21 protein-coding genes are annotated in these 21,208 nt (G+C 68.7%); 13 read left to right on the top strand and 8 right to left on the bottom strand.

Annotation, left to right across the window (positions count from 1 at the left end):
• Nucleotides 1–8 precede the first annotated feature (8 nt).
• On the top strand, nucleotides 9–416 hold the full coding sequence (locus MFF26_RS13945) for a response regulator (RefSeq protein WP_137831148.1): 408 nt from the start codon (nucleotides 9–11) through the stop codon (nucleotides 414–416).
• Nucleotides 417–478: 62 nt separating this feature from the next.
• Here the strand turns inward: MFF26_RS13945 and pncB are convergent, their stop codons facing one another.
• Together pncB and MFF26_RS13955 are read right to left on the bottom strand one after the other, a co-directional pair.
• Entirely contained in the window at nucleotides 479–1,777 is a 1,299-nt protein-coding gene (pncB, locus tag MFF26_RS13950; protein ID WP_137831149.1) for a nicotinate phosphoribosyltransferase, read from the bottom strand.
• Nucleotides 1,778–1,972: 195 nt separating this feature from the next.
• Complete coding sequence (locus MFF26_RS13955) at nucleotides 1,973–2,476, bottom strand: pyridoxamine 5'-phosphate oxidase family protein (protein WP_137831150.1); 504 nt, start codon at nucleotides 2,474–2,476, stop codon at nucleotides 1,973–1,975.
• Nucleotides 2,477–2,841: 365 nt separating this feature from the next.
• Between MFF26_RS13955 and MFF26_RS13960 the strand changes: the two genes are divergently transcribed.
• The 10 genes from MFF26_RS13960 (at nucleotide 2,842) to hisN (ending at nucleotide 14,355) form a co-directional block, all read left to right on the top strand.
• Nucleotides 2,842–3,963, top strand: coding sequence for an Mrp/NBP35 family ATP-binding protein (locus MFF26_RS13960; RefSeq protein ID WP_238308116.1), 1,122 nt, complete (start codon nucleotides 2,842–2,844; stop codon nucleotides 3,961–3,963).
• A gap of 7 nt (nucleotides 3,964–3,970) precedes the next feature.
• Nucleotides 3,971–4,573, top strand: coding sequence for a molybdenum cofactor guanylyltransferase MobA (mobA, locus tag MFF26_RS13965; RefSeq protein WP_137829662.1), 603 nt, complete (start codon nucleotides 3,971–3,973; stop codon nucleotides 4,571–4,573).
• A gap of 315 nt (nucleotides 4,574–4,888) precedes the next feature.
• Nucleotides 4,889–7,615, top strand: coding sequence for a DNA gyrase subunit A (gyrA, locus tag MFF26_RS13970; RefSeq protein ID WP_137829661.1), 2,727 nt, complete (start codon nucleotides 4,889–4,891; stop codon nucleotides 7,613–7,615).
• Between the two features lie 198 nt (nucleotides 7,616–7,813).
• Entirely contained in the window at nucleotides 7,814–8,317 is a 504-nt protein-coding gene (gene coaD, locus MFF26_RS13975; RefSeq protein WP_137829660.1) for a pantetheine-phosphate adenylyltransferase, read from the top strand.
• Nucleotides 8,318–8,343: 26 nt separating this feature from the next.
• Nucleotides 8,344–8,880, top strand: coding sequence for a peptidylprolyl isomerase (locus MFF26_RS13980; protein ID WP_137829659.1), 537 nt, complete (start codon nucleotides 8,344–8,346; stop codon nucleotides 8,878–8,880).
• Between the two features lie 73 nt (nucleotides 8,881–8,953).
• Nucleotides 8,954–9,391 (top strand): UCP034077 family protein, encoded by a 438-nt coding sequence (locus MFF26_RS13985; RefSeq protein WP_505744337.1) that lies wholly within the window; start codon nucleotides 8,954–8,956, stop codon nucleotides 9,389–9,391.
• Nucleotides 9,392–9,394: 3 nt separating this feature from the next.
• Nucleotides 9,395–9,856, top strand: coding sequence for a peptidylprolyl isomerase (locus MFF26_RS13990; protein ID WP_137829657.1), 462 nt, complete (start codon nucleotides 9,395–9,397; stop codon nucleotides 9,854–9,856).
• Between the two features lie 475 nt (nucleotides 9,857–10,331).
• Nucleotides 10,332–11,099, top strand: coding sequence for a LamB/YcsF family protein (locus MFF26_RS13995; RefSeq protein ID WP_137829656.1), 768 nt, complete (start codon nucleotides 10,332–10,334; stop codon nucleotides 11,097–11,099).
• 263 nt (nucleotides 11,100–11,362) lie between these two features.
• Nucleotides 11,363–13,435, top strand: a complete 2,073-nt coding sequence (locus MFF26_RS14000; RefSeq protein WP_137829655.1) for an AI-2E family transporter — start codon at nucleotides 11,363–11,365, stop codon at nucleotides 13,433–13,435.
• Between the two features lie 122 nt (nucleotides 13,436–13,557).
• Nucleotides 13,558–14,355, top strand: coding sequence for a histidinol-phosphatase (gene hisN, locus MFF26_RS14005; RefSeq protein WP_137829654.1), 798 nt, complete (start codon nucleotides 13,558–13,560; stop codon nucleotides 14,353–14,355).
• 53 nt (nucleotides 14,356–14,408) lie between these two features.
• Here the strand turns inward: hisN and MFF26_RS14010 are convergent, their stop codons facing one another.
• Nucleotides 14,409–15,395: an alpha/beta fold hydrolase gene (locus MFF26_RS14010; protein ID WP_137829653.1), complete on the bottom strand. Its 987-nt coding sequence runs from the start codon at nucleotides 15,393–15,395 to the stop codon at nucleotides 14,409–14,411.
• A gap of 184 nt (nucleotides 15,396–15,579) precedes the next feature.
• Between MFF26_RS14010 and MFF26_RS14015 the strand changes: the two genes are divergently transcribed.
• Nucleotides 15,580–16,047 (top strand): Hsp20 family protein, encoded by a 468-nt coding sequence (locus tag MFF26_RS14015; protein WP_137829652.1) that lies wholly within the window; start codon nucleotides 15,580–15,582, stop codon nucleotides 16,045–16,047.
• A 201-nt stretch (nucleotides 16,048–16,248) separates the two neighbouring features.
• Here MFF26_RS14015 and MFF26_RS14020 read toward each other — a convergent pair whose 3' ends face one another.
• Genes MFF26_RS14020 through MFF26_RS14030 form a run of 3 tightly spaced genes read right to left on the bottom strand, consistent with a single transcriptional unit; the run spans nucleotide 16,249 to nucleotide 17,460 of the window.
• A complete protein-coding gene (locus MFF26_RS14020; RefSeq protein ID WP_137829651.1) occupies nucleotides 16,249–16,545 on the bottom strand; it encodes a hypothetical protein in 297 nt (98 codons plus the stop codon).
• 47 nt (nucleotides 16,546–16,592) lie between these two features.
• Nucleotides 16,593–16,997, bottom strand: a complete 405-nt coding sequence (locus MFF26_RS14025) for a cupin domain-containing protein (RefSeq protein WP_238308117.1) — start codon at nucleotides 16,995–16,997, stop codon at nucleotides 16,593–16,595.
• 4 nt (nucleotides 16,998–17,001) lie between these two features.
• Nucleotides 17,002–17,460 carry an RNA polymerase subunit sigma-70 gene (locus tag MFF26_RS14030; RefSeq protein WP_137829649.1) on the bottom strand — a complete coding sequence of 153 codons (459 nt, stop codon included), beginning with the start codon at nucleotides 17,458–17,460 and terminating at the stop codon, nucleotides 17,002–17,004.
• A 273-nt stretch (nucleotides 17,461–17,733) separates the two neighbouring features.
• Between MFF26_RS14030 and kdoO the strand changes: the two genes are divergently transcribed.
• The gene (gene kdoO / locus MFF26_RS14035; RefSeq protein ID WP_137829648.1) at nucleotides 17,734–18,603 is read left to right on the top strand and encodes a Kdo hydroxylase KdoO; all 870 of its coding nucleotides are present in this window, start codon (nucleotides 17,734–17,736) and stop codon (nucleotides 18,601–18,603) included.
• Between the two features lie 56 nt (nucleotides 18,604–18,659).
• Here the strand turns inward: kdoO and MFF26_RS14040 are convergent, their stop codons facing one another.
• Entirely contained in the window at nucleotides 18,660–19,769 is a 1,110-nt protein-coding gene (locus MFF26_RS14040; protein WP_137829647.1) for an AI-2E family transporter, read from the bottom strand.
• 90 nt (nucleotides 19,770–19,859) lie between these two features.
• Nucleotides 19,860–20,975 carry a GGDEF domain-containing protein gene (locus MFF26_RS14045; RefSeq protein ID WP_137829646.1) on the bottom strand — a complete coding sequence of 372 codons (1,116 nt, stop codon included), beginning with the start codon at nucleotides 20,973–20,975 and terminating at the stop codon, nucleotides 19,860–19,862.
• Nucleotides 20,976–21,208 lie beyond the last annotated feature (233 nt).

The following is a 21,208-nucleotide window of genomic DNA, read 5'->3' on the forward strand; positions in this document are numbered from 1 at the left end:
CCAGGGCCATGAGTGACGCACGACCCACGGGCCCCAAGCCCGTCATTCTCGTCGTCGAGGATGAGCCCGACGAGCGCTTCCTCGCGGCCGAACTCCTAGAGGAGAAGGGCTTCGAGGTGATCGAGGCCGAGACGGCCGAGCGCGCGCTCGAGATCCTGCGCCAGCGTGGCGACAGGATCGACGTGGTGTTCTCCGATGTGCGCACGCCGGGCACGATCGGCGGTTTCGAACTCGCCCGGATCATCGGCGTGACCTGGCCGCGCATCCGCATGCTGCTGACCTCGGGCGACGCGGGCGATCAGCCGAGCGACCTGCGCGTCACCGCGACCTTCATGCCGAAGCCCTGGCGCGCGCCCGAGATCCTGACCTGGCTGGAGGAGGCCGCGGGCCTGCGCGAACGGTCGGGTGAGGCGTAGTCACCTCGGAATCATCCCTGCCGCGTTCGCTCGTCCGCCCTCCCGCTGGCGGGCTGACGCGGTCACACCGAGACGGGCAGGGCCGCCTGGTCGCCCACGCCGAAGACGCGCTTGTAGCGGGCGACCTCCGCGGCCGGTCCCTGCGCCTTGGTCGGATTGTCGGAGAGCTTCACGGTCGGGCGCCCCTCAACTGAGGCGACCTTGCACACCACCGAAATCGGATCGAGCCGCCCCTCCGGCACCAGACCGCGGAAATCGTTGGTGAGCCGCGTGCCCCAGCCGTAACCGATCCGCATCCGGCCGTGGAAATGGGCGTGGATGCGCTCGATCTCGTCGATATCGAGCCCGTCCGAGAAGATCGCGAGCTTCTCGCGCGGGTCGCAGCCCCTGTCGCGCCAGAAGGCCAGGGCTTCCTCGCCCCCTTCGATCGGATCCTTCGAATCGATCCGGATGCCGGTCCAGGCGGTGAGCCAGTCGGGGGCGTGCTTCAGAAAGCCGGACGTCCCGTAGGTGTCGGGCAGGACGACGAGCAGATTGCCCTCATAGTCCTGCTGCCAGTCCGCCAGAACGGCATAGGGCGACTGCGCCAGTGCGTCGTCGTCGTCGCCGGCGAGGGCCGCGTAGACCATGGGCAATTCGTGGGCGTTGGTGCCGACCGCTTCGACCTCCCGCCTTTGGGCGATCAGACAGTTCGAGGTGCCGAGGAAGCGTTGATCGCCCAGGCCCTCGTTCATGGCCTGGACGCACCAATCCTGCCACAGGAAGCCGTGGCGCCGCCGGGTGCCGAAATCGGCGATGGACAGGTCGGGCAGGCGCTTCAACCGCTCGATCTTCTCCCAGACGCGGGTCATGGCGCGGGCATAGAGCACTTGCAGCTCGAACCGGCCGAGATCGCGAAGGACCGCCCGCGAGCGCATCTCATTGAGGATCGCGAGCGCGGGCACCTCCCACATCGTGGTCTCGACCCAGGGGCCGTGGAAGGTCAGGGCCACCTGGCCGTCCCGCAATTCCAGTTCGTATTCGGGCAGCCGGAAATCCTCGAACCACGCCATGAATTCCGAGGAGAGGATCTGGCGCTTGCCGTAGAAGGTGTTGCCGCGCAGCCAGGTGGATTCGCCGCGGCTCAGACGCAGGGTGCGGGCATGGTCGAGCTGCTCGCGCAGGGCGCCGAGATCGATCTCCTCGGCGACGCGCACCCGCACGGACCGGTTCTGGATCGCGAAGCTCGTCCGCACGTCACGGTGACGGCGGAAGATCATCTGCGCCATCATAAGCTTGTAAAAGTCCGTGTCGAGCAGCGAGCGGACGATCGGATCGATGCGGAAATTGTGATTATAGACCCGCGTCGCGAGGTCGAGCATGGATCTTGGCCGTCTTCTGTCTGATTCGATCAGTCAAGCTTGGGTCGGATCGGGGGGGCGATCAACGGCCGAGCCCACATTGCCGGCATTCCGGCGCCGCGCGCTGCCGGGGCCCGAACCGCACGGTCTCTCAAACGCGAACGCCCCCGCCGTAAGGCGGAGGCGTGCGATGCGTCGATCACCCGATCGAAGAGATCAGGCGAGGTTGACCTTCTTAGTCTCGGTCTTCGGGCTCTCGCCGGTAAGCGTCGCCTTCACGTAGCCGTAGAGGTGGACCATGGTCGAGGACGGGCTGTCCCAATACTCGCCCTGTTCCGGATGGATGCGGATCAGGCCGACCTCGGGATCGTCCTTGCCGTTGGGGAACCACGTCTTGAGGCTCTCCTTCCACTTCTCGTCGATCAGCGCCTGGTCGCGGATCACCTCGGCCTTGCCGGCGATCGAGACGTAGGTCTGGCTCGACGGATCCGAGTAGGCGAGGTTGACCTGATTGTCCCGGCCGATCTCGGCCGTCTTGGGCGAGTGCAGCTTGGTGAAGAACCAGATGTCGCCGTTCTCGTCGATGTCGTTGTTCCACATCGGGCGGCTGTTCAACGTCCCGTCCTGATCGGCTGTGGTCAGCATCGCGACCTTGACGTCCTTGGTCAGCTCGAAGAGCTTCTTCGCGCCCTCGTGGTCGCGATGGTTGCCCTGGTGCATGGGTGGCCTTCTCCAACTCAGACAATAGGATGCGCTTCGAGACGGCGCGGGCGTCGCGCGGTCCCGGCGATTGCCTCGACAACGAGCGAGGCCGGTGTTGGTTCAGGCTTTGCGGGAGATGCCGAGGAGGCTTGCGCCACGCTCACGCATCGCGCCCGCCTCGGCGGCGAGGGCGACTTCCCCTGCGATCGGGTCCGAGCCCGGGCGGCGGACCGGCGGGCAGGGTGTCTCGTTTGGCGCTGAGGAAACACCCAATCGGGGGGATGAGGGCAGGGCGCCGGTCGTCTTCGGGCTGGTGTTTCAGAATTGCGCGGTTAGATGGACGGACGGTTACGACAAACCGCCGCCCGATGGAGCATCGAATCTTGGCCATCACCCGCGACGACGTGCTCAGTGCGCTCTCGACCGTCGCGGTCGATGACGGCGCCACCACCCTTCCCGGTTCCGGCCGCCTCTCTCAGGTGGTGATCGATGGCGGCAACCGGGTGATGTTCTCGATCTCGATCGATCCGAGCGAGGCCGAACGGTTCGAGCCGGTCCGCCGCGAGGCGGAGGGGCGGGTCCTCGCCATTCCCGGCGTATCGAGCGTGCTGGCGAGCCTCACCTCCGAGCGCGGCCCCAACACCCCCGGCCCCGGCGCACCCCGTTCGCCCGGCCCCGCCCCGGTGCCGCCGCGTCAGGGCAATTCCCTGCCGGGCGTGCGCCACATCGTGGCGGTGGCTTCGGGCAAGGGCGGGGTCGGCAAGTCCACCACCGCCTGCAACCTCGCGCTCGCCCTGCGGGCCCAGGGGCTCAAGGTCGGTCTGCTCGATGCCGACATCTACGGCCCCTCCGTGCCGAAGCTTCTGGGCCTGTCGGGCAAGCCGCGGGTAATCGAGGGGCGGGTGCTCGAACCGATGCAGGCCTTCGGTCTCAAGGCGATGTCGATCGGCTTCCTGATCGAGCCGGAATCGGCGATGATCTGGCGCGGGCCGATGGTGCAATCGGCCATCACCCAGATGTTGCGGGATGTGGCTTGGGGCGATCTCGACATCCTGGTGGTCGACATGCCGCCGGGCACCGGCGACGCACAGCTCACCATGGCCCAGGCAACGCCCCTGTCCGGCGCCGTGATCGTCTCGACGCCGCAGGATCTCGCCCTGATCGACGCGCGGCGCGGCGTGACGATGTTCCGCAAGGTGTCGGTACCGATCCTCGGCGTGATCGAGAACATGGCGACCTTCATCTGCCCGCATTGCGGCACGGCCTCCGCGATCTTCGGTCATGGCGGTGCCCGTCAGGAAGCGGAGCGCCTGGAGGTGCCGTTCCTCGGCGAGATCCCGCTCACCATGGCGATCCGCGAGACCTCCGATGCCGGACGTCCCGTCGTCGCGACCGATCCGGACGGGCCGCAGGCGAAGATCTACCGCGCCATCGCGGACAAGCTCTGGGCCGGCCTCAACGGCGCGCCCGCCGGCCGCGCGGCGCCCAAGATCGTCATCGAGTGATCGAAGCGTGACCTACGTCCTCGGGCTGATCCTCGCGGGCGGCCTGTCGCGGCGCATGGGCGGGGGCGACAAGCCGTTGAGAGTGCTGGCCGGCCGCACCCTGCTGGAGCGCGTGGCCGAGCGGTTGGGGCCGCAATGCCCCGGGGGCCTCGCCCTCAGCGCCAACGGTGATCCGGAACGGTTCCGCCACGCCTATGCCGGCCCGGTCCTGCCCGACACCGTTCCGGACAATCCCGGGCCCCTCGCCGGCATCCTCGCCGGACTCGATGCCGCGGCGGCGATGGGGCGGACCCATGTCGTCAGCGTACCCGGCGACGCGCCGTTCCTGCCGCTCGACTTCGTGGCGCGCCTGATCCGTGCCGGCGAACGGCCGATCGCCCTCGCGGCTTCGGGAGAGCGGCGGCACTTCACCAGCGCACTCTGGCCGGTGCGCTTGCGCAACGATCTGCGGGCTTGGTTGGTGTCGGGCGAGCGGCGCGTCGGCGGCTTCATCGACCGCCACGGGGCGGATGTGGTCTCCTGGCCGGTCGAGCCGGTCGACCCGTTCCTGAACCTCAATGCGCCGGACGATCTGGCGGCGGCGGAGCGGTTTCTGGGCACGCAGTCGTGACCGACCGGTCAAACCGGGGACGGAGGCCGGTCCGCTGTTGTGCGGAAGGCTCGCACTTCATATTTAAGTAACTGAAACGACGGCCTTTAGACCGGTCGATCGCTCCTATCCCACACCCTCATCCTGAGGTGCTGCGCAGCAGCCTCGAAGGAGGGCTCCAGGGAGCACTGAGAGTTCTGGAGCCCTCTTTCGAGGCTGAGCTGACGCTCAGCGCCTCAGGATGAGGGCGCGGGTGGGATGCGCGGACACCGGGTACGACGGGCCAGGGCATTGCCCCCGCCCGCTGGCCACTGAACGAGAACTGAGAGAGCGACGTTGGCAGACGACAACGATCCGACCGGCGCGGGCGCGCCGCCCCCGGCCACCGACATCAAGCCCGTCTCCATCACCGACGAGATGCGCCGATCCTATCTCGATTACGCCATGAGCGTGATCGTGAGCCGGGCCTTGCCGGACGCGCGCGACGGCCTGAAGCCGGTGCATCGGCGCATCCTCTACTCGGCCTTCGAATCCGGGCACCTGCCGGAGCGCAAATACGTCAAGTCGGCCCGCATCGTCGGCGACGTGATCGGTCTCTACCATCCGCACGGCGACCAATCGATCTACGATGCGCTGGTGCGCATGGCGCAGGATTTCTCCATGCGCCTCATGCTCATCGACGGGCAGGGCAATTTCGGCTCGGTCGACGGCGATCCGGCCGCGGCCATGCGGTACACCGAGTCGCGTCTCGCCAAGCCCGCGATTTCGCTCCTCTCCGACATCGACAAGAACACCGTCGATTTCGGTCCCAACTACGACGATTCCCGCGAAGAACCGTCGGTCCTCCCCGCGCGATTCCCGAACCTTCTGGTCAACGGCGCGGGCGGCATCGCCGTCGGCATGGCGACCAACATCCCGCCGCACAACCTCGGTGAGCTGATCGATGCCTGCATCGCGCTCATGGACGATCCGGCCCTCACCATCGAGGGCCTGAACGAGATCGTCCCCGGCCCGGATTTCCCGACCGGCGGCCTGATCCTGGGGCGCTCCGGCACGCGGCAGGCCTACACCACCGGACGCGGCTCGATCATCATGCGGGCCCGCTCGCATGTGGAAGAGCTGCGCAAGGAGCGCGAGGCGCTGATCTTCACCGAGATCCCGTATCAGGTGAACAAGGCCACGCTCATCGAGAAGATCGCCGAGCTGGTGAAGGAGAAGCGCCTGGAGGGCATCTCCGACCTGCGCGACGAATCCGACCGCGACGGCATGCGCATCGTGGTGGAGCTCAAACGCGACGCCATCGCCGACGTCGTTCTGAACCAGCTCTACCGCTACACCCCGCTCCAGACTTCGTTCGGCGCCAACATGGTGGCGCTGAACGGCGGGCGCCCCGAATTGATGAACCTGAAGGACCTGCTCCAGGCCTTCAACGACTTCCGCGAGGAGGTCGTCTCCCGGCGGACCAAGTTCCTGCTGAACAAGGCCCGCGAGCGGGCCCACGTCTTGTGCGGCCTCGCCATCGCAGTCGCCAATATCGACGAGGTGATCCGGCTGATCCGCACCTCGCCCGACCCGAACACCGCGCGCGAGGCCCTGATGGCCCGCGACTGGCCGGCCCACGACATCGCCCCGTTGATCGCCCTGGTCGACGATCCGCGCCACCGCGTGGCCGAGGACGGGACCTACCGCCTCTCCGAGACGCAGGCCCGCGCCATTCTCGACCTGCGCCTGCAGCGCCTCACCGCGCTCGGCCGTGACGAGATCGGCGACGAACTGAAGAAACTCGCCGACGAGATCGCCGACTATCTCGACATCCTGCGCTCCCGCGCCCGCATCCAGGCGATCGTGAAGGGCGAGCTGGCGGAAGTCCGCGAGCTGTTCGCGACGCCGCGCAAGACCGAGATCGTCGATTCCGACTCGAGCGTCGAGGACGAGGATCTGATCGCCCGCGAGGACATGGTCGTGACCGTGTCCCATGCCGGCTACGTCAAGCGCGTGCCGCTCTCGACCTACCGCTCGCAGAAGCGCGGCGGCAAAGGGCGCAGCGGCATGGCGACCCGCGACGAGGATTTCGTCACCCGCCTGTTCGTCGCGAACACGCACACCCCGGTGCTGTTCTTCTCCGACCAGGGTCAGGCCTACAAGGAGAAGGTCTGGCGCCTGCCCATCGCCGCGCCGAACGCCCGCGGAAAGGCCCTCGTCAACATCCTGCACCTGCAGAACCAGGGCGAGCGCATTTCCACCATCATGCCGCTGCCCGAGGACGAGGCGTCCTGGGAGACCCTCGACGTGATGTTCGCCACCGCCAGCGGCAATGTCCGCCGCAACAAGCTGTCGGACTTCACGACCGTGAACCGCAACGGCAAGATCGCCATGAAGCTCGATCCGGGCGATCACATCGTCCATGTCGAGATCTGCCGGCCCGAGCAGAACGTCCTGCTCACCACCGCGCTCGGTCAGTGCATCCGCTTCCCGGTCGAGGACGTCCGCGTCTTCAAGGGCCGCGATTCGACCGGCGTGCGCGGCATCAACTTGGCCAAGGACGACACCGTCATCTCGATGGCGATCCTCAACGCCTTCGAGGCGAGCCCGGAGGAGCGGGCTGGCTACCTGAAGATGCGCCGCGCCGTCATCGGCGATGCGGGCGAGGCCGAGGAGGCAAGCGAGGCCGAGGAGACGACGGCCGAGGCCGCGATCTCGCAGGAGCGCTACACCGAGATGAGCGCCCACGAGCAATTCGTCCTGACCCTCTCCGAACGCGGCTTCGGCAAGCGCTCGTCCTCCTACGAGTACCGAACCTCGGGCCGGGGCGGAAAGGGGATCACCGCGATGCGGGTCAATGCCCGCAACGGCAACCTCGTCGCCTCCTTCCCCGTCGAGGCCTCCGACCAGATCATGCTGGTGACCAATGCCGGCCAGCTCATCCGCGTGCCGGTGGACGACATCCGCATCGTCGGCCGTGCCTCGCAGGGCGTGACGGTGTTCAACACCGACAAGGCCGAGCGCGTGGTGTCGGTCGAGCATATCGAAGGTGAAGAGGAGGGCGGCGAGGAGGGGGCGTAAGCCGCATCCTCCTCGGCGCACCTCACGCGTCGTCATCCCGGGGCCGCGGAGCGGAACCCGGGAGCCACCCGTGATGCGCGGTGGCGGCGACGGGGCGCCCAGTCGTAGGTTCCGGGTTCGCCTCCGGCGCCCTGGATTGACGGAGCGCGAGGAGGCATCGGGTTCCGTTCGCGGGCAAAATGCTCTAGGCCCCTTCCCGTGACGACCCGCACCGCGCTCTATGCCGGCTCCTTCGATCCGGTCACCAACGGCCACCTCGACGTGGTGCGCCAAGCCTGTCGGCTGGTGCCGCGCCTCGTGCTCGCCATCGGCGTGCATCCCGGCAAGGCGCCGCTGTTCACGGCCGAGGAGCGCGCCGGTTTGCTGCGCGAGAGCTGCGGGCCTCTGGCGGCCGCCGAGGGCGCCGAACTCGAGGTCGTTACCTTCGACGATCTCGCCGTCTCGGCGGCGCGTCGCCACGGTGCGAGCCTGTTCATCCGTGGGCTGCGCGACGGCACCGATCTCGACTACGAGATGCAGCTCGCCGGCATGAACGGTGCCATGGCCCCCGAGGTCCAGACCGTCTTCTTGCCCGCCTCCACCGGCGTGCGGCCGATCACCGCCACTCTGGTCCGCCAGATTGCCGCTATGGGTGGCGACGTAACCCCCTTCGTGCCGCCGGCCGTCGCCGCGCGGCTCTCCGCCCGCTTCGCCAAAGCCTGATTCCGACCACGGAGCTTGAGCCCAGCATGAACCGCCGCCACGCCGTCCTTGGTCTCGCCTTGAGCGCGACCCTCGCCTTCGCCGCCCCCGCGCGGGCGGGCGAGAACACCGTCAACCTCGAGACGAAGGATGGGAAGGTCACGATAGAGCTGCGCCCGGAAATCGCGCCCAAGCACGTGAAGCAGCTCAAGACGCTGATCTCTCAAGGCTTCTACGACGGCCTGAAATTCCACCGCGTCATCGACGGCTTCATGGTGCAGACCGGCGACCCGAAGGGCAACGGCACCGGCGGCTCGAGCCTGCCCAACATTCCGGCCGAGTTCTCCTCCGCCCCGTTCAAGCGCGGCACCGTCGGCATGGCCCGTTCGGGCGATCCGAACTCGGCCAACTCGCAGTTCTTCATCTGCCTGGGCGATGCCGAGTTCCTCAACAACAACTACACCGTGGTCGGCGTCGTCACCTCCGGCATGGACGTGATCGACAAGATCAAGAAGGGCTCCAAGTCGAACAACGGCTCGGTGCAGGACCCGGACAAGATCGTGAAGATGACGCTCGCCAAATGATCCAGACCGGAGGCGAGCGATAGCGGCCCGAGCCCAGAGACGCCGTGCCGCCCCGGCTGTCGCGGCGCTTCTCCTGCTCGTGCCGGGCAGGGCCGATGCGTTCGGGACGCTTGAACCTTGGCGCACCCTCCCGCAAACCTTGCGGGGGACGCTGCGGGTGCCGCTGCTGGCGGGCGAGACCGGGCCGAGGCCGGTCGATACCCTCAAGGATCTGTTTCCGGCGCTCGCCGCCTGCTGGGAAGCGCCGGAGGGCTTGGCCAAGTTCGAGCGCACCGAGATCACGGCGCGCCTCGCGCTCCGCCGGGACGGCTCGGTGATCGGCACGCCGCGGATCACCTTCTCGCAGATTCCGGGCGATACGAGAGCCCGGGACATCCTGGTGCGGGCGACGCTCGACGCGATCGCCCGATGCACGCCGGTCCGGCTCACGCCCGCTCTGGGCGGAGCCATCGCGGGGCGCCCTCTGGCGCTGCGCTTCATTTACGACGGACCCAGAGGACAGGGAATCTAACCAATGGCAGACACCAACGAGACCATCGTCCTGGAGACGACCAAGGGCCGCGTCGTGATCGGGCTGCGCCCCGACCTCGCCCCGAACCATGTCGAGCGGATCAAGACGCTCGCCGCCCAGGGCTTCTACGACGGCGTGCCGTTCCACCGGGTCATCGACGGCTTCATGGCCCAGACCGGCGACCCGACCGGCACCGGCTCGGGCGGTTCGGAGCTGCCGGACCTCAACGCCGAGTTCAACGCCGAGCCGCATGTGCGCGGCACCTGCTCGATGGCGCGCACCAACTTCCCGCATTCGGCGAACTCGCAGTTCTTCATCTGCTTCTCGGACGCCCGCTTCCTCGACCGCCAGTACACCGTGTGGGGCAAGGTGATCGAGGGCATGGACGTGGTCGACACGATCAAGCGCGGCGAGCCCGTTCGCGATCCCGACCGGATCGTGAAGGCCACCGTCGCGGCGGCCTGATTTCCCCTACGGCGATAGCGGCGCCGGGCCCTTGCCCGGCGCCGTTTTCTTTCGTTCGGCGGCCTGTGTCGCCTGCCGCGCCAAACCCTCTCGTCGCCAATCGCGGACGTGATAATTCTTACAGTCTCGTGCATCTCCGATCCGTGGATCTCCCGACTGTGATCACCCCCGTCCAGATCCGCGCCGGCCGCGGTCTCCGCGAATGGACGCAAGGAGGGCTCGCAATCCGGGCCAGACTCTCGGTGGTGACGCTGAACATGATCGAAAGCGATCGGATCGCCCCGCGGAAGCGGACTCCGGCCTCGATCCGCTCGGTGTCGGATGGGAAGCGCCCTCGCGACATCGGTAACGAGAGCGAGGGTTTCGGGGTCGTGATGCGGCCGAAGATCCGTCCCGCGAATCCGACACGCGCTGAGGATCGGCGCGACGGGGCTCGCGACACAGGATCGACGTCGAGATCCATGCGGGTGGCCGAATGAACGGCCGCATCGACCTCAACGCCGACCTCGGCGAGGGTTTCGGGCCCTGGCGCATGGGCGACGATGCGGGCCTCCTCGACATCGTCACCTCGGCCAACGTCGCTTGCGGCTTCCACGCGGGCGATCCCGACATCATGGTCGAGACCGCGGCGGCGGCGCGGGCGCGCGGTGTCGCCATCGGGGCCCATCCGGGCTTCTGGGATCTGCGCGGCTTCGGCCGTCTGCGCATCCAGGACAGCCCGCGCCGCATCGAGCGCGACATCGCCTATCAGATCGGTGCCTTCCAGGCCTGCGCGGCTCTCGCTGGGGCCCGCGTCACCCACGTGAAGGCGCATGGGGCGCTCGCCAACCTCTCGAATGAGGAGGACGCGGTCGCCGAGGCCCTCGCCCGCGCCGTCCGGGGCGTTGATCGCGACCTCATCCTCGTCGTGATGCCGGGCTTGCCCGCCGAGCGGGCCGGCGAGCGCGCCGGCCTGCGGCTCGCCCGCGAGATCTACGCCGACCGGGGCTACGCGGCCGACGGTACCCTGTTGCCCCGCGCGATGCCGGGGGCGGTGATCCACGATGCCGAGGCGGCCGCCGCCCGCGTCGCCCGCATGGTCGGGGAGGGGGCGGTGTTCGCGGCCGATGGCCGGGCGTTTTCGGTGGCAATCGACACCGTCTGCGTCCACGGCGACAATCCGGCGGCGATGGTCATGGCGCGGGCCGTGCGCACCGCGCTCGAGGCGGCCGGCCTCTCTCTGAAACCCTTCGCCGTGACGTGACGCTTCGCGACCTCACCGGTTGGCGGCGAGGCACGTTCGGTGCATCCGGCACGACACCCGCGGAAGCGTCCACCGACCGTGTTCGCGAGACCCATGGACTTTTGCGGCCGAGGCGGTCGTTGTCCATCGAGGCTACACGGGACTGAAGACCGTCGCGGCAAGCCATGGTCTTGGGATCGAAACCGTCTTGATCACGGTTTCTTGAGCGGCGACGTCCCACGGGAGGTCGCCGAGCGTAGCAGCGTCGGGACATCCGGGCCGAAATGAAGAAGCTTACCTCCGGCGACGGCTTCGTCGTTCCGCCGCGTCCCACGCGGGTCGCCGCCGCGGAGACGCCGCAAGCGTCCCTCGCCGCCTCCATGGTCGTCGTCGCGATCATCGTCGCCGGTCTCTATCTCGGCCGCGAGGTGCTGATCCCCATCGCGATCGCGATGCTCCTGTCCTTCGTGCTCGGGCCGCTGGTGAACCTGTTGCGCCGGCTGCGCCTCGGTCGCGTCGTCGCCGTGCTCGCGGCGGTTCTGTTCGCCACCGGCATCATCGGGGCGCTCTCCACCGTGATCGGCGTTCAGGTCGCCGAACTCGTACAGGACGTGCCGCGCTACCAGACCACCATCGAGCGCAAGATCCAGGGTCTGCGCGAGGGCTCGCTCGGCCGGACGATGGATTACATCGCCAACATGAACCGGGCGATCCACCAGGGTGGCTCGGACGAGGGCAAGGACGAGGCCGACCGGGCCAAGGCCGCCCAGGAGTCGCGCGAGCGGCAGGCCCGTGAACAGGCCCGCAAGGATCCGGCGGCCCGCACCGGACAGCCCGAGGCGGAACCGGCCAAGCCCATGCTGGTGCAGGTCGAGGAACGGCGGCCGAGCCCGTTGGAGATCGCCTCCACCGTCCTCTCGCCGGTGGTGCAGCCGCTTGCCACCGCCGGCATCGTCGTGGTGGTGCTGCTCTTCATCCTGATGCAGCGCGAGGATCTGCGCGACCGCCTGATCCGCCTCGCCGGATCGAGCGACCTGCATCGCACCACGGTGGCGATGGACGATGCGGCGCGGCGCCTGTCGCGCTACTTCCTCGGCCAGCTCGCCCTCAACACCGCCTTCGGCGTCGTCATCGGTCTCGGGCTCTGGATCATCGGGGTGCCGAACCCGGTCCTGTGGGCGATCTTCTCGGCGATGATGCGGTTCGTGCCGTATATCGGTGCCGTCCTCTCGGCGATCCTGCCGCTGGCGCTGGCCGCCGCGGTCGATCCCGGCTGGAGCATGGTGCTGGCGACCTTCATCCTGTTCGCGGTGATCGAGCCCCTCGTCGGCCACGTGATCGAGCCCCTGGTCTACGGGCACTCGACCGGGCTCTCGCCCTTCTCGGTGCTGATCTCGGCGTTGTTCTGGGCATGGTTGTGGGGGCCGGTCGGCCTGCTGCTCTCGACGCCGCTCACCGTCTGCCTCGTCGTGCTCGGCCGCCATGTCGACCGGCTCGAATTCCTCGACGTGCTGTTCAGCAACCGTCCGGCGCTGACGCCGGTCGAGAACTTCTACCAGCGCATGCTCGCCGACGATCCCGAAGAGGCGCAGGAGCATGCGGAGATGATCCTGCAGGAATGCTCGCTGTCGGCCTATTACGACGACGTGGTGCTCCGCGGCCTGGAACTCGCCGCCCGCGACGCCGCCCGCGGTGTGCTCACCCCCGACCAGAAGGCCGATATCCGTGCCTCGATCACCGCTCTGGTCGAGGATCTCGAGGATCGGGAAGACGGGTTGCCCGAGCCCGCATCCAAATCCGCCAAGCTGATTTCGGCGACGGAGACGGACAGCGCCTGCTCGTCCGAGCCGATCCCCGACCCGTCCCCGGACGATCTGCCCGAGGCGTGGCGGCGCGAAGGGGCCGTGCTCCTCGTCTCGGGCCGCGGCTTCCTCGACGGTGCGGCGACCGCCATCGCCGACCAGCTCCTGCGCAAGCGCGGCTTCGGCACCCGGCAAGTGCCCTTCGCCGAGGTCGCTCGCGTGCGGTTGGGCGCATGGGATCCCGGCGAGCCCCAGGCCGTCTGCGTGATCTCGTTGGCCCTTTCGGGTGAGCCAACGCATCTGAGCCGCCTCGTCAGCCGGCTGCGGCGCAAGCTCGACACCGTGCCGGTGGTGGCGGGGCTGTGGCGCCTGGACGAGCCGGTTCTGTCGGACGAGAGCCTTCGGGCCAAGCTCGGCGCCGACGATCACGTCACCTCCCTGCGCGACCTCATCGAGACGGTCCTGACCATGGCGCGCAACGCCGGCGATACGCGGGAGCCGGAGCGTCGCGAGGCCGCCACGCCGCCGCGTCAGGCGATGCCGGAGCCGGCGTGACAGGGCGCGGGATCGGAACGCTTCACGTTTGACGCCGATCCCGGCCTTTGCCCCTGCCACCGGGTTGACGGGGCCGCCTCCCGGCGGCTTCGTGGATCGGGCAACAGGAGGCCGTCCCTTCGATGAGCGTCGTCGATCTCGCCCGGTTCATGGAAGACCTCGCCACCCAGTCCGGAGCGGCGATCCTGCCGTTCTTCCGGGCGCATTTCGGACTGGACGACAAGTCCCACGGCACCGGCCACGCCTTCGATCCCGTCACCGAGGCTGATCGGGCCGCGGAAGCGGTGATGCGGCGGATGATCAAGGATCAGCTGCCGAGCCATGGGATCCTGGGAGAGGAGTTCGGAGCGGAGCGCACGGATGCGGAATGCGTCTGGGTGCTCGACCCCATCGACGGCACCCGCGCCTTCATCGCCGGGCTCCCGACCTGGGGCACCCTGATCGGCCTCACTCATCACGGCGCGGCGGTGCGCGGCCTGATGCACCAGCCCTATCTCGGCGAGCGTTTCCTCGGCGACGGCAAGACCGCGAGCGTGCGGAGCCCCCGCGGCGAGCGTCCCCTCCACACGCGCCGCTGCGACGCGCTGTCGGCGGCGATCCTGGCCACGACGGATCCTCGCCTGTTCGCCGAGGGGGAGGAATCCGAGCGCTACCGGTCGATCGAGGGCAGCGTGCGCATGTCGCGCTACGGTGCCGATTGCTACGCCTATTGCATGCTGGCGGCGGGCCAGATCGACCTCGTGGTCGAGGCCGGATTGAAGCCCTACGACATCGTCGCCTTGATCCCCATCGTCGAGGGGGCGGGCGGCGTCGTCACCGCCTGGGACGGCGGCCCGGCCACCTCTGGGGGACGGATCGTGGCGGCGGGCAGCCCACGCCTGCACGAGGCCGCCTTGAAGCACCTGAACCCGAGCGCCTGACCCTTTCGCGACGGGCTCGCCCGATCAGCACCGTGGCCGCGGCGCGTCGTTCCTCAAGCCATCGCGCGGGTCGGCTCAGCAGCCGTTTCCGCCGGCGCGGCCTGTCCGGGAATGAAGGCGTCGAAGGCGGCCCAGAAATCGGCGCGCAGGGCGTCGCATTCCGTCAGGATCTCGTGTCGCGCACCGGGCAGGACGATGAGGTGTCCGGTCTTGAGGCGGGCCGCGAAGCGCTCGACGGCCGGCGTGCTGCACACGGGGTCGGCGCCGGCGGCGATGATGAGGCAGGGTAAGCGGATGCGTCGCACCGTGGCGGGCCGATTGAGGGTGCGCATCGCCCGGAAGGCCGAGGCGAGCCATGCGATGGTCGGTCCGCCGACCGCCCCCGCGCCGACGACGCGGGCCGCCTGGGCATTGCGCTCGTAGCGGGACGGATCGGTCGAGAGGCGGTTTCCGGCAAACGGCATGGTCGCGATCGAGGTCGGTTTGCCGAACGGGGTGTAGCAGCATCCGAGCCCGAGCCGGTGCAGGGTGCGCGCCAGGACCGACGCGGCCGCCGGCCAGCGGACCATCCGGATCTTCAGCATCGGCGCGACGGTCACGAGGCGGCGGAACGGCAGCCAGCCTTCCGCCGCTCCCGTGAGCGCCACCGTGCCGCCCATGGAATGGGCAAGCCCGAAATGCGGCTCGGGCATGGAGGGAACCAGGATCTGCTCAGTGACCGCCGCGAGATCGAGGCGGTAATCGTCGAAGCGGCGGACATGGCCCTTGTGGGCGTCGCGCACCTGACGCCCGGAATCGCCCTGGCCACGCCAATCGAAGGCCACGACGCAGAAGCCGCGGGCGCGCAGCTCGGCGATGGTCTCGTAATACTTCTCGATGAACTCGGCCCGTCCCTGGAGCAGGCAGACCGTGCCCTTCACGGTGCGGCTGGTGGGGCGCCAGGTCGCCGCCCGCAGGGGGATGCCGTCGGCGGTTTCGACCGGGACGAGCCGCGCGCCGGGCGGAACCGGATTGTCGGGCGTGGGTCGCAGCGTCAGCACGGCCGGCTCATCCCCGCTCTGTCTTCGTGACGTTTGGGACGCAAAATGGCCGGGTCGACGCTCTTGCACGACCCCGCGCACCCCCCAATATCATGGATGCGCCGGCCGATACGGCGGCGCGAAGGTCCGGCCCTCGGGCGGACCAGACCATACACAGCATGTTGCTTCTTTCGGAGGATATGTGATGCGTCAGTTCGATCTGGCTCCCCTGTACCGTTCCACCGTCGGTTTCGACCGTTTGTTCGCGGCTCTCGACGGTTTCGTCAGCGCCGAGCAGGCCCCCACCTACCCGCCCTACAATATCGAGCGCACGGCCGAGAACGTCTATCGCGTGACGGTCGCGGTGGCCGGCTTCACCGAGGCCGACCTCTCGATCGAGGTGAAGGAGAACGCCCTCACCATCAAGGGCGAGCGTCAGCCGAGCGAGAGCAAGGCGGAAGTCCTTCATCAGGGCATCGCCGCCCGCGCCTTCGAGCGCCGCTTCCAACTCGCCGACCACGTGCAGGTCACGGGTGCTTCGCTGGAGAACGGCCTCCTCCATGTCGATCTCGTCCGCGAGGTCCCGGAGGCGAAGAAGCCGCGCCGCATCGAGATCGCCAGCCGCGCCTCGGGCCAGCCGGTGATCGAGGGCAAGGTCCAGCAGGCCGCGTAAACGGCCGCAACGGTCATCCATTCAGGGGAGCGCCCCGGCCGAAAGGCCGGGGCGTTTTCGTTTGTGCGATGCAGGCGGCGTTGCCCAAACCCGCCGCTGATCCTGAGGCGCCCGGCCACGCGATCCCTGAAACCCTTCTTCGAGGACGCTCGGGGGGCTTCTCAGGATGAGGGCGCGGGTCGGACGGTGACCCGACGCAAATCAAAAATCCCCGAAACGGTCGTTGCGGCTCGGCTCGTAGCAGGTGAAGCCGACGAAGCAGGCCGGGGTGTCGCGAGCCGGCACGAAGGCGCGGCGGCCGATCTCGGTCGGCTCGCAGAAATTGCGGTCGCGCACGAAGCGGTCATAGGTCTGGCCGCCGGTGCCCAAGACCGCCGCGCCCTGGCGCAGGACGACGTTGCGGGCCTGGGCGCAGCTCATATCGACCGTGGAGAGGCGCTGAGCCGTCGCAGGGGAAAGACCGGCGGCGAGCAGGGTGACGGCGAGGGCGAGGCGCATCGGGGTAGATCCGAACGAGGGCGGTTCGCCCTCTCAACGGATCGCCGTCACGGATGTATCCCGTCGAGATGGGGCAGCAGAACGACGCTCTCCTGCTCGTTCGGATCGGTCCGGGCGATGAGCGCCGTGCAGGGCTCGGTCGGACTTGGATTGTAGGGCAGGTGCGGCATGCCCGCCGGGATGTAGAGATAATCACCGGGCCGTATCTCGGCGTGATGCTCCAGCCGCTCCCCCCACCACATTCCGGAGGTGCCGGAGAGCGCGTAGAGCGCCGTCTCGTGCCCCTCGTGCTTGTGGGGCTTGGCCCGAGCGCCGGGTGGGATCGTCACCATCTGGAGATGAAGGCCCTGGGCCCCGGCAGATTCCGCCGAGATGCCGGGGGCGTAGAGCAAGGCCTGTTTGCCGGTGAAGGCCTCGCCCGGCCGCACCACCCGGCAGACGGGCGCGGCCACGGTCTCACAGATCTCCGAACGCGAACTGGCCCTGCGGTGCCGGCTTGCGCGGCGCCGCCTTGGCGCCGGACTTCGCCGCGATCTTGCCGGCGGACTTGCCCGTGGCCCGCGTCGGGCGGGGCTTGGGGTCGGCGCGCATCCGTGCCTTGGCCCGGTCGCGGGCCACCGCCTCGGGCGCGTGGGGATCGTCGTCGAGCCATTTGCCGCGCTTGAGCACCTCGTTGACGCGGCCCTGGTTCACGCCGACCTTGAAGGCGATTTCCTGCTGGGTCATGCCGGTGGCGGCGTGCAGCTCTTGGATCTGGCGGGCGAGTTCCGGCGTCATCTTCTGACCCGTGAGGCGGCGGGCCGGGCGGATGGTGCGGTTCTGCCGGTCGCGCTCGCGCAGGCGCTCCAGCAGGGCGAGCGCCATGTTCATGCCGTGCTCGCGCAGGGCCTCCTCGAACTCCTTCAGCGTCGCCATGTCCGGCTCCTCGCCCGATGGGATTCGGGCTCGTCGGACAAACGCCGCGCTCGTGCCCAAAGTTGCCCGAGAGGTGACGCGCGCCCGAGGCGTGTGGCAAGGGGTAAAAGGCGAACGCCGGGATCTGTCCACCGCCGAAGGCCGCCCTTTCGCGCTTAGGCCCGCGAACGTGTCTGGGCTGTGGCAACCGTCGCGATCCGTCCGCGCTTGGCACGCGCCGACGGGCTCGGCTAAACCGCTTGCGCCAGTGGATCGCGCGAGAGCCTTTTCGACATGATCAGCCCCATTCTCCCGGTCTCCCGCAGCGAGGCGAATCCGGGGGCGTCCGGCCTCGTCGAGGCGCTGGAGAGCGGCTCGGTGCTGGTCTTCCGCGATCTCGATTTTCCCCTCGACGCCTTCGAGCGCCGCTTCGTCGAGCGGCCCTTCGCCGACGGCAAGGCCAAGAACGTCTCGATCCGGGGTGAGAGCGCCGCGCTGAAGGGGGGCGCCGGAAGCGACGAGGAGCAGGCCCGGCTTCGTGCCTTGCTGGTGCGCTACCGTCACTTCGCCCAGAATCTGATCGACACCTATCTCCCGGCCTATACCGGCAAGGTGACGCTCGCCGGCACCTCGTACCGGCCGTTCGATGTCGATAAGCGCAAGCTCAGCTGGCGGCGTGACGACACCCGCATGCATGTCGATGCCTTCCCCTCGAACCCAATTGGCGAGCGGCGCATCCTGCGCATCTTCCGCAACATCAACGCCGAGGGTCAGCCGCGCCACTGGCGGGTCGGCGAGGCGTTCGGCGATATGGCGGAGAAGTTCCTGCCCAAGCTTCCGGGCTATTCCGGTCTGTCGGCCAGCCTGCTCGCGGCGCTCAAGATCACGAAGGCCAAGCGGTCGGAATACGACCACCTGATGCTGCACCTGCACGACGCCCTGAAGCGCGACCTCGATTACCAGGCACGCGCGCCGCAGGCCGACGTGCATTTCCATCCCGGCGAGACCTGGGTGACCTTTTCGGATCTGGTGATGCACGGCGCCATGGGCGGCCGCTACATGCTGGAGCAGACCGGCTACCTCGCGGTCGCCGACCAAGCCGACCCGGAGAAAGCGCCGCAGCGGATCCTGGCAAAGAAGCTCGGCCGGCCGCTCAAGCACTGAGCGCTTCGTGTCCCCCATCCCACCAACTCAAGATGAGCGGATGGGTGGAGAAGCCCTCAGGCCCTCTCCGCTGGCGTCGCCGTCCCCGTGAAATCCCGCCAGAGCAGGATCAGCGCGGCCATCACCGCCGGGCCGACGAACAGGCCGACGAGGCCGAAGGTCTCGACGCCCCCGAGGATGCCCAGAAGCACCCAGAGGAACGGCAGGCGGGTCGTGCCGCCGATCAGGGCCGGCCGCACGAAGTGGTCGGCCACGAAGGTCACGACGAAGCCGGAGACCACCACGATGGCCGCGGGCGCCACAGCGCCCTTGGCCACCAACAGCACCGCCGCGAGACCGAAGGCGAGGGGGGCGCCGAACGGGATCATCGCGGCGACCGCCGTGAGTGCTCCGAACAGCACCGGATGCGGCACCCCCGCGAAGTAATAGACGATCCCGAGCAATACGCCTTCGCCGAGGCCGACCAGCACGAGTCCGTCGACGGTGCCGTGCACCGAGGCCGCCATCTGCTGGGCGACACGCTCCCCGTGCGGGCCGAACAGGCGCCGGCTGGCGGTGAGCGCCTGCGTTACCAGCGTTCGGCCGTCGCGGAACAGGAAGAACAGGGCGAGCAGGCAGAAGCCGACGAGGACGACGCGATGGACGACGCCCTTACCGAGGGTGCGACCGAGATCGCGATTGGAGGCGGTGTTGAGCCGCTCGCTCAATTCGTGGGCCCAGCCGGCATGGGCGAGATGCGCGTTCCACCAATCGGTCACCGCCTGCGCGCCGTAGGGCAGATGGGCGATGAAATCCGGCGCCGGGATGCCGTTTCGCTCCGCCTCGCGGGCGTAGGCCAGGAGGTCGTGCGCCTCGCGCAGGGCCTCGATCGCGAGGATCACCACCGGCAGCAGCAGGGCCAGGGCCACGAGGCCGGTGAAGAGCCCCGGCCACAGCAGATTGTGCCGCCCCGGCGGCGAGAACCGGAGCGCCTTCTCGTAGAGAGGCCACAGGGCGACGGCGAGCACGACGGCCCAAATCAGCGCCCGCAGGAAGTCTTCGAGGATGTAGAGTCCGAGCCCCAGGAGGCCGACGGCCAAGGCAGCCCGGAAGAAGGCCTGAACCCGATCGCCCTCGCGATCGGTCGCGGTGAAGGGCCGCGGCCCGGTTTCGGTCTTGGGGGGCATCCGCCGCCTCGCTCCGTTCGTCGCCGCGACGGCGGCGCGGGGCAAGTATGGCGGTCGGGCGCGCGGACCAGTCCCGGTGCGGTGGCGCGTTCAGGCGGCGCGGTCGCGGCCCTGCGCCTTGGCCTGATAGAGCTTCGCATCGGCCCGCTCGATCGCCCGCGCGAGATCCGGGTCGCCGGGCTCCCGCGTGGCGATGCCGAGGCTGACGGTGCAGGGGGGCAGATCCGGCCGGCTTTGGACGGCGCGGCGCAGGGCGTGGCGGATCTCGTCGGCGAGCCATGACGCCTCGGCGAGGCTCCGGCCCGGCAGAACCGCGACGAATTCATCGCCGCCGAGACGGACGATCTCGGCATCGGTTATGGGCAGCACGGCGCGGGCGGTCTCGACCAGCGCGATCAGGACCCGATCGCCCGCGCCGTGTCCATGCTGATCGTTGATCGCTTTGAAGTGATCGATATCGAGCACGATCACCGCCGTTTCGGGCCCCAGCAGGCGAGGGGGCAAGGCCGCGAGACCGGCCCGATTCCAGACCCCCGTCAGCGGATCGCGCAGGGCCGCTTCGCGCAGCTGCATCTGCGCCCGCTCGCCCGGCATGGCGATGAGACCGAGATTGAGCACCGCGAGCAGCAGCTGGTCGGCCAGCATCGGGATCAGCGCGGCCATGTTCACGCCCGCGGCCCCGAAGGCCTCCGCCGCGATCGCCGCGAGGAAGGCCGGAACGTAGCCGAGGAGAGCGGCTCCGGCGATGCGCCGTCCCGGCCCCCTGACTTTCGCCGAGCCGAAAATGAGAAGGCCCCCCGTGAGCGCCATCGTCGCCATGCTGCCGAGCGTGCCGCCGATCCGCGCGGCGGCGCTGTCCGCACCGACGAGATGAGCGGGAAGACCATATCCGAGTCCGGCCGCCGCGACCGGCAGGAGGAGCCAGGCGGGAAAGGGCGGCCGCCCGTCGAAACGGCGCACTCCCGTCAGCACACAGAGCGTGCTGGCCGACAGCAGCGCGTAGAGAATGCCGTCCTGAAACGGCGTATGGGCCGAGATCGTGAAGCTGAAGATGACCAAGGTGTAGAGGAGCGATCCCCCGGCCCAGTGCAGATAGTGGCGCTCGTCCCGCCGACCGAGCCATAGGCCGGCGAAAACGCCGAAAAAGGCGAGGCTCGCCAGCATGCTGCACCAGCGTAGGGTCTGGATGTCCGGTAGATCGGGCATGAACCTGGATGCGGAGACTTTCGACGACAGCCGACAGCACGGCTGATCCCTACCTTATGGGCGAAATGTTAAGAGCCCGGGCGACGGGGCATCGCCGAGTCTTGCGGTTTCGGTGATCACATGGAGAAACCGAGCGCCGGACTGCACAAAGCAATTCTTTGGGGCACGGCGTCGCCAGAGCGATTTGCCAGCATGGAGGGGCCACGACGCTCTGAGATCGCGTGTGGGCCGTC

The organism is Methylorubrum suomiense, assembly GCF_022179765.1.
In the GTDB taxonomy this organism is placed as follows: domain Bacteria; phylum Pseudomonadota; class Alphaproteobacteria; order Rhizobiales; family Beijerinckiaceae; genus Methylobacterium; species Methylobacterium suomiense.